The organism is Nocardia cyriacigeorgica (assembly GCF_010858045.1).
Classification (GTDB): Bacteria; Actinomycetota; Actinomycetes; order Mycobacteriales; family Mycobacteriaceae; genus Nocardia; species Nocardia cyriacigeorgica_E.
This window is the reverse complement of record NZ_JAAGVC010000082.1, coordinates 1-5,431: the sequence shown is the minus strand read 5'-3', so window position 1 is coordinate 5,431 and position 5,431 is coordinate 1. Positions and strand designations below refer to the sequence as shown.

The 5,431-nt window shown below is 69.6% G+C and carries 6 protein-coding genes; 4 read left to right on the top strand and 2 right to left on the bottom strand.

Annotated elements, in window-relative coordinates:
* The coding region (locus GV790_RS28695; RefSeq protein WP_163817937.1) for an FGGY family carbohydrate kinase at nucleotides 1–1,033 on the top strand (1,033 nt) is incomplete at its 5' end.
* A 23-nt stretch (nucleotides 1,034–1,056) separates the two neighbouring features.
* Here the strand turns inward: GV790_RS28695 and GV790_RS28690 are convergent.
* Nucleotides 1,057–1,512 (bottom strand): MarR family transcriptional regulator, encoded by a 456-nt coding sequence (locus tag GV790_RS28690; protein ID WP_175586031.1) that lies wholly within the window; start codon nucleotides 1,510–1,512, stop codon nucleotides 1,057–1,059.
* Nucleotides 1,513–1,619: 107 nt separating this feature from the next.
* Between GV790_RS28690 and GV790_RS28685 the strand changes: the two genes are divergently transcribed.
* Nucleotides 1,620–2,015 (top strand): hypothetical protein, encoded by a 396-nt coding sequence (locus GV790_RS28685; protein WP_218586484.1) that lies wholly within the window; start codon nucleotides 1,620–1,622, stop codon nucleotides 2,013–2,015.
* Nucleotides 2,016–2,032: 17 nt separating this feature from the next.
* On the opposite strand, the gene GV790_RS28680 is transcribed toward GV790_RS28685, so the two are convergent.
* The gene (locus tag GV790_RS28680) at nucleotides 2,033–3,154 is read right to left on the bottom strand and encodes an esterase/lipase family protein (RefSeq protein ID WP_163817935.1); all 1,122 of its coding nucleotides are present in this window, start codon (nucleotides 3,152–3,154) and stop codon (nucleotides 2,033–2,035) included.
* A 269-nt stretch (nucleotides 3,155–3,423) separates the two neighbouring features.
* Here GV790_RS28680 and GV790_RS28675 point away from each other — a divergent pair, with 269 nt between their 5' ends.
* Together GV790_RS28675 and GV790_RS28670 are read left to right on the top strand one after the other, a co-directional pair.
* On the top strand, nucleotides 3,424–4,644 hold the full coding sequence (locus GV790_RS28675) for a cytochrome P450 (protein WP_163817933.1): 1,221 nt from the start codon (nucleotides 3,424–3,426) through the stop codon (nucleotides 4,642–4,644).
* 121 nt (nucleotides 4,645–4,765) lie between these two features.
* Nucleotides 4,766–5,431 (top strand): hypothetical protein (locus GV790_RS28670; RefSeq protein ID WP_375139439.1); only part of this gene is annotated, 666 nt, incomplete at its 3' end.

The following is a 5,431-nucleotide window of genomic DNA, read 5'->3' as shown; positions in this document are numbered from 1 at the left end:
CGCCGAACGCGGCGACATCCTGTTCGGCACCATGGACAGCTGGCTGATCTGGAACCTCACCGGCGGCGTGCACGTCACCGACGTCAGCAACGCCGGGCGCACCATGCTGATGAACCTGCACACCCTCGACTGGGATCGGCGGCTGCTGGAGTTCTTCGATATCCCGCGGGCGATGCTGCCCGAGATCCGTTCCAGCGCCGAGGTGTACGGCCGTACCGTGATCGAGCCGTCCGGTATCCCGATAGCGGCCGCGCTGGGTGATCAGCAGGCCGCGCTGGTGGGGCAGACCTGTTTCGCGGCCGGGGAAACCAAATGCACGTATGGCACCGGGGCTTTCCTGCTGTCGAATACCGGTACCGCGCCGGTGCGGTCACAGCACGGGTTGCTGACGACGGTGGGTTTCCGGCTCGGTGACGAGCCCGCCCACTACGCGCTGGAAGGTTCGATCGCCTCGACCGGTTCGCTGGTGCAGTGGCTGCGTGACCGGCTCGGGCTCATCGACTTCGCACCCGAGGTCGAAACGCTCGCCGCCACCGTCGCCGACAATGGTGGATGCTCGGTGGTGCCTGCGTTTTCGGGATTGTTCGCGCCCCGCTGGCAGGCCGAAGCGCGCGGGGTGATCGCCGGGCTGACCTCCTACATCACCCGCGGGCATGTGGCGCGGGCGGTGCTGGAAGCCACGGCATGGCAGACCAGGGAGGTCGTCGAGGCATTGAACGCCGACACCGGAAGGCCCCTGACCGAACTGCGCGTGGACGGCGGCATGACCTCGAACAATCTGCTGATGCAACAGATTTCCGATGCGCTCGGGGTGCCGGTGCAGCGGCCGCTGTTCGCCGAGACGGTCTCACTCGGTGCGGCGTACGCGGCGGGGCTGGCGGTCGGGTTGTGGCCCGATGTGGATGGGCTGCGCCGTAACCGCCATATCGCCGGGCGCTGGGAGCCTGCCGTCTCGGCCGCCGTCCGCGACCGTGGTTACCGGCAGTGGAGCCGCGCCGCGGCCCTGAGCTACGACTGGACCGGACACCAGTAGCGGCACGTCACCGGCGGCCACGCTCACTCGGAAGCGACGGCCTCCTCATAGGCGCGGAGTGTGGCGATGACCAAGGCGCGCTGGTCGGCGGTCAGCGGGCCCAGCGCGGCACGCCATCCCCGATCCGCACCACCGAGCCAGGCCGTTACCGCTTCGCGGTGCTCGTCGGCGATGGCGACCAGGGTGCGGCGGCGGTCGTTGTCGTCGGTGCGGCGGTCCAGGACGCCTTGGCGGCTGAGATCGCCGACCATCAAGCTCACCGTGGTGGGCGCGACCTCGAGTCGCCTCGCCAGCTCGTTGACGGTGAGCGGTCCGTCGAACAGGACGTAGGTCAGCAGCGACAGGTGCCGGGGTGCCAGATCGAACGATCGCAGCGCTTCGGGCACCGGCAGGCGTTTCGCGCGGCCGACCAGGCGCGGCATGAGCAGCACCATTGCCCGGACACTGTCGTCCAGCGACAGAGCGTCGTCGGTTGACATACCTTTCTCCCTAAAATACCTTTGTTGTTAAAGCTATATCGAGGTGAACAGGGCCCATCGTCTCATGCGGACGGGCGGTCACACACCCTTCCTGGAGGTATCGACGAGTGTCCGAACCACCCGCCCGCCTGCGAGCCCTGACCATCGGATTGCATCCACACGCCATGGATTACGGTCGAAACCCGGGCCTGGACGAGGCCGAACTCACGGCCAGGGTCGACGCCGCCAACGCCGCCCTCCGCGACACCGAATTCGATGTCACGCCCTGCATGGTGCAGGCCTCACCCGCCCAGGCCGAATCCACAGTCCGCGAGCTGCTGGCCGCCCAGACGTTCGACCTCGTCATGCTCGGCGGTGCGGTGCGGGCCCTCCCCGAGCACACTCTGCTGTTCGAACGCCTGGTCAACGTCCTCGTCGAGGAGGCGCCGGGAATCCGGTTCTGCTTCAACACCTCTCCCGAGACCACCCTCGACGCGCTGCGCCGCGCAGCCGCATCCGCCTAGTCGCCCGGCCCGCACCGTCAGAGCCCGCCGCCGCCACCGATCAGCCACGGATTGAAGGCGCACACCAGCTCCGGGTGCGCGGCGGGGTCGAGGGCACGCAGCACCATCGACATCGCGCGCGGGGAGTACATCATCGTCAGGTGATCGGACAGATCCTGTTCGCAGCCGTCCTGCAACGTCAGGTTGGCGACGGTCGCGCCGGGGCCGGGCCGCAGGAACGTCAGATCGTAGGGGTTGACGATTTCATCCCAGCGGGAGGCGATCACGGTGTAGTCGACACCGGCAACAGTGTCACCGCCGGCATTGAGCGCGTGCAGAAATGGGGATCCGATGACCTGCTCGATATTGGCGGGGCCGACGAACAGCTGATTGAACCCGAGGATGTCCAGGCCGAGATCATTGATGGCGCGTCCGAGCGCGGCGATGCCGAGCAGGCTGGTGCCGTGATGGGTGGCGCCGAGGGTGATCAGCCGGTCCACGTCGGTGTCGCCGCCCTCGAATTTCAGGTAGTGGGCGGCCACGGTACCGCCCTGGGAATGGGCGACGATATCGACCGATTCCGCGCCCGTCTCCCCCAGCACCCGATCCACGAAATCGGCGAGCTGGCGCGCCGATTGTGCCATCGGCCCCACCGCGTTCCGGCCCGGCATCAGCGGACCGAGACCGCCGCCCTCGAGCACACCCAACTGCCCGTAATTGAGGGCGAACACACAGAAACCCGCCCGCCCCAGACGCGGCGACAGGTACGCGAAACTGTCATAGGCGTTCATCCACGACCCGTGCATCAACACCACCGGCCGCGGATGCTGCGGAGTGGGGCGGCAATTCCAGTCGTTGGCGCCCGGCGGCGCCGCATTCGGATGCAGCAGACCGTAGGCGAAGGCGGCCAGCGCGGCCGTCGCCTCCGGGCCCGGCCCGGCCGCGACCATCGACCGGCTGGCCGGCGCGCCCGCGCTACCCGACACCGCACCGGCCTGCGCTGCGCCCGGCTGTGTGGCGTTGATCTGGTCCGCCAGTTGCTGTTCGGTCACCGCCGGCTCGGGTGCCGCGTTCCCCGGTGGTAGCGGCCCGGCGGCCAGCAGCGCCGATCCCGCGAGCACCGCTGCGGCCTGCGCGGCCCGTCGTATTGCCCAACCCATGTGTCGTCCTCTCACGCACCCCGGCAAGCCACCGCATCGATCGCACTGGAACTCACCGGTTCAGATTCGAAACTCGTCGCGACGCTAGAAGTTCCGGACACCGGCGCGGACCGCATCGACCGCGAATCCGAGCATTCCCACCGCGACGCCCGGCACCGATTGGAGAAAGACACAACCGCATCAGGTCCCGGCGCGGAGGCGGCGGCGCGGGCCGCGTACAGCCGGTAGCCTCGTCGGGGAACGTTGTCACGACGGACCAGGGGGCGTGCATGAGCGCGGACACGGCGCACATCGTGGGAAAAGTGTTGATGCAGCTCGCCGAACCCGAAGGCCGCGCCGACCCCTACCCGCTGTATGAGCAGCTACGGGCCTGCGGACCGGCGGTTCCCGCCCCCGACGGGACCATCGTGGTCACCGGATACCGTGTGGTGTCGGCACTGGCACGCGACCATCGGCTGCGCAAACGGCCGGAAACCTCGCTTGCCGCCAACGGATTCCCGCACTGGCAGCAGCGGCCCGGGTTGCGGTTGATCTTCGGCAGCATGCTGGTGGCCAACCCGCCCGAACACACCCGGCTGCGGCGGCTGGTGTCCGGCGCGTTCACCAGCAGACGAGTCGCCGGGCTGCGGCCGGCGATCGAGAAACTGGTCGACGGGCTGCTCGACCGGATGCACACCGCCGCCATGAACGGCCCGATCGACTTCATCGACGAATTCGCATTCCCCTTGCCGGTCACCGTGATCGGTGAACTGCTCGGCATCCCCGCAGCCGACCGGATGCGCTTCCAGCCACTGGTGCGGGACTGGACCGCGGTCCTGGACCGGCTCGACGAACCCACCGTCGCCGCCGCCGACACCGCGGCCGACACCATCACCGACTACCTGCGCGAACTGATCGCCCGCCGCCGCCGCGAACCCGCCGACGATCTGCTCTCCGCGCTCGCCGCCCCCGACGACGGACTGCCCGACGACGAACTGATCACCATGGCCGCGCTGCTGTTCGCCGCCGGATTCGAAACCACCACCGGCCTGCTCGCCAACGGCCTGCGCGCCCTGCTCGACCACCCCGGCCAAGCCCAGCAGTTGCGTGAACGCCCCGAACTGGCCACCACCGCGGTCGAGGAACTGCTGCGCTACAACTCCCCCGTGCAGCTGCTCACCTCACGCACCGCACCCGAAGCCATCGACGTCGCCGGACTCCACCTCGACGCCGGCCGGCGCGTGGTCATGCTGCTCGGCGCCGCCAACCACGACCCCGACATCTTCGACCACCCACACCACCTGCGACTGGACCGCGAAGGCGAACCACCGCTGTCCTTCGGCGGCGGCATCCACTACTGCCTCGGCGCGCCCCTGGCCCGCCTCGAAGCCCAGATCGCCTTCCCCGCCCTGCTACGCCGCTTCCCCGGCCTCGCCCTCGCCGCCACCCCCGTCCCCCGCGACGGGCTGGCCCTGCACGGGCTCGTGCACATGCCGATCCACCTGCACTGACCGCGACGTCACAGTGCCCCGCGTCCTGGTCGGCGAGAACCAGCCACCCCGCCCGCTGGTGTGCCGCTCGAACAGGCAATGACCAGCTGTCACACTGGTGGCGAGCAGGTGGGAGGCCTAGATGAGTGTCGTATCAGCGGAATCGGCGCCGGCGACCGCATGGGCACAGCACCGGCGGCGCCTGTTCGGAGCGAGCTGGGAGGCGCTCGAGGCGCACCTGTTCACCGACTATCCGCACATTCAGCTGCTGCTCCGGGTCCGCGGACGGGTCCTGCCGTGGCGTGGTGGCTGGTATTGCGCCGCCGCGGTCACCGTCGCCGCCGCCGGTGTGGTCGCGTTCTGGCTCGGCTCCGCGCACCCGCGCACCGCCTGGATGATCGCCGGCACACTGATGGGCGTCTGCGCCGGACTCCAGATCACCGGATGGGTGCGCGCCTGGCGCGGCTACGGCACCGGCGCCGACGCGATATGGGGCGGCGTGGTGTTCACCGTCGGCTTCGCCCCCGCTATCGGCATCGGGATGCTCGAAAGCCGGATCTGGGGCTCGGCCACCGGCGGCACCACCCCCACCCCCGTGTTGTACCTGACGCTCGTCGCGCTGGCGCTGGGATTCACCGGCTTGCACGCCACCTCACTCGGCCCCGCCCCGGGCAGCCACCGCTACCAACGCGCCCTCGACGCCGTCGCCGCCCTCCCCGACCCCGCCCGGCAGCGCCTCGAGCGCCTCCCAGCTCGCTCCGAACAGGCGCCGCCGGTGCTGTGCCCATGCGGTCGCCGGCGCCGATTC

Coding starts and splice junctions, on each gene's coding strand:
- GV790_RS28690 (WP_175586031.1), bottom strand. CDS start 1,512: ATGTCAACCGACGACGCTCTGTCGCTGGACGACAGTGTCCGGGCAATG.
- GV790_RS28680 (WP_163817935.1), bottom strand. CDS start 3,154: ATGGGTTGGGCAATACGACGGGCCGCGCAGGCCGCAGCGGTGCTCGCG.
- GV790_RS28675 (WP_163817933.1), top strand. CDS start 3,424: ATGAGCGCGGACACGGCGCACATCGTGGGAAAAGTGTTGATGCAGCTC.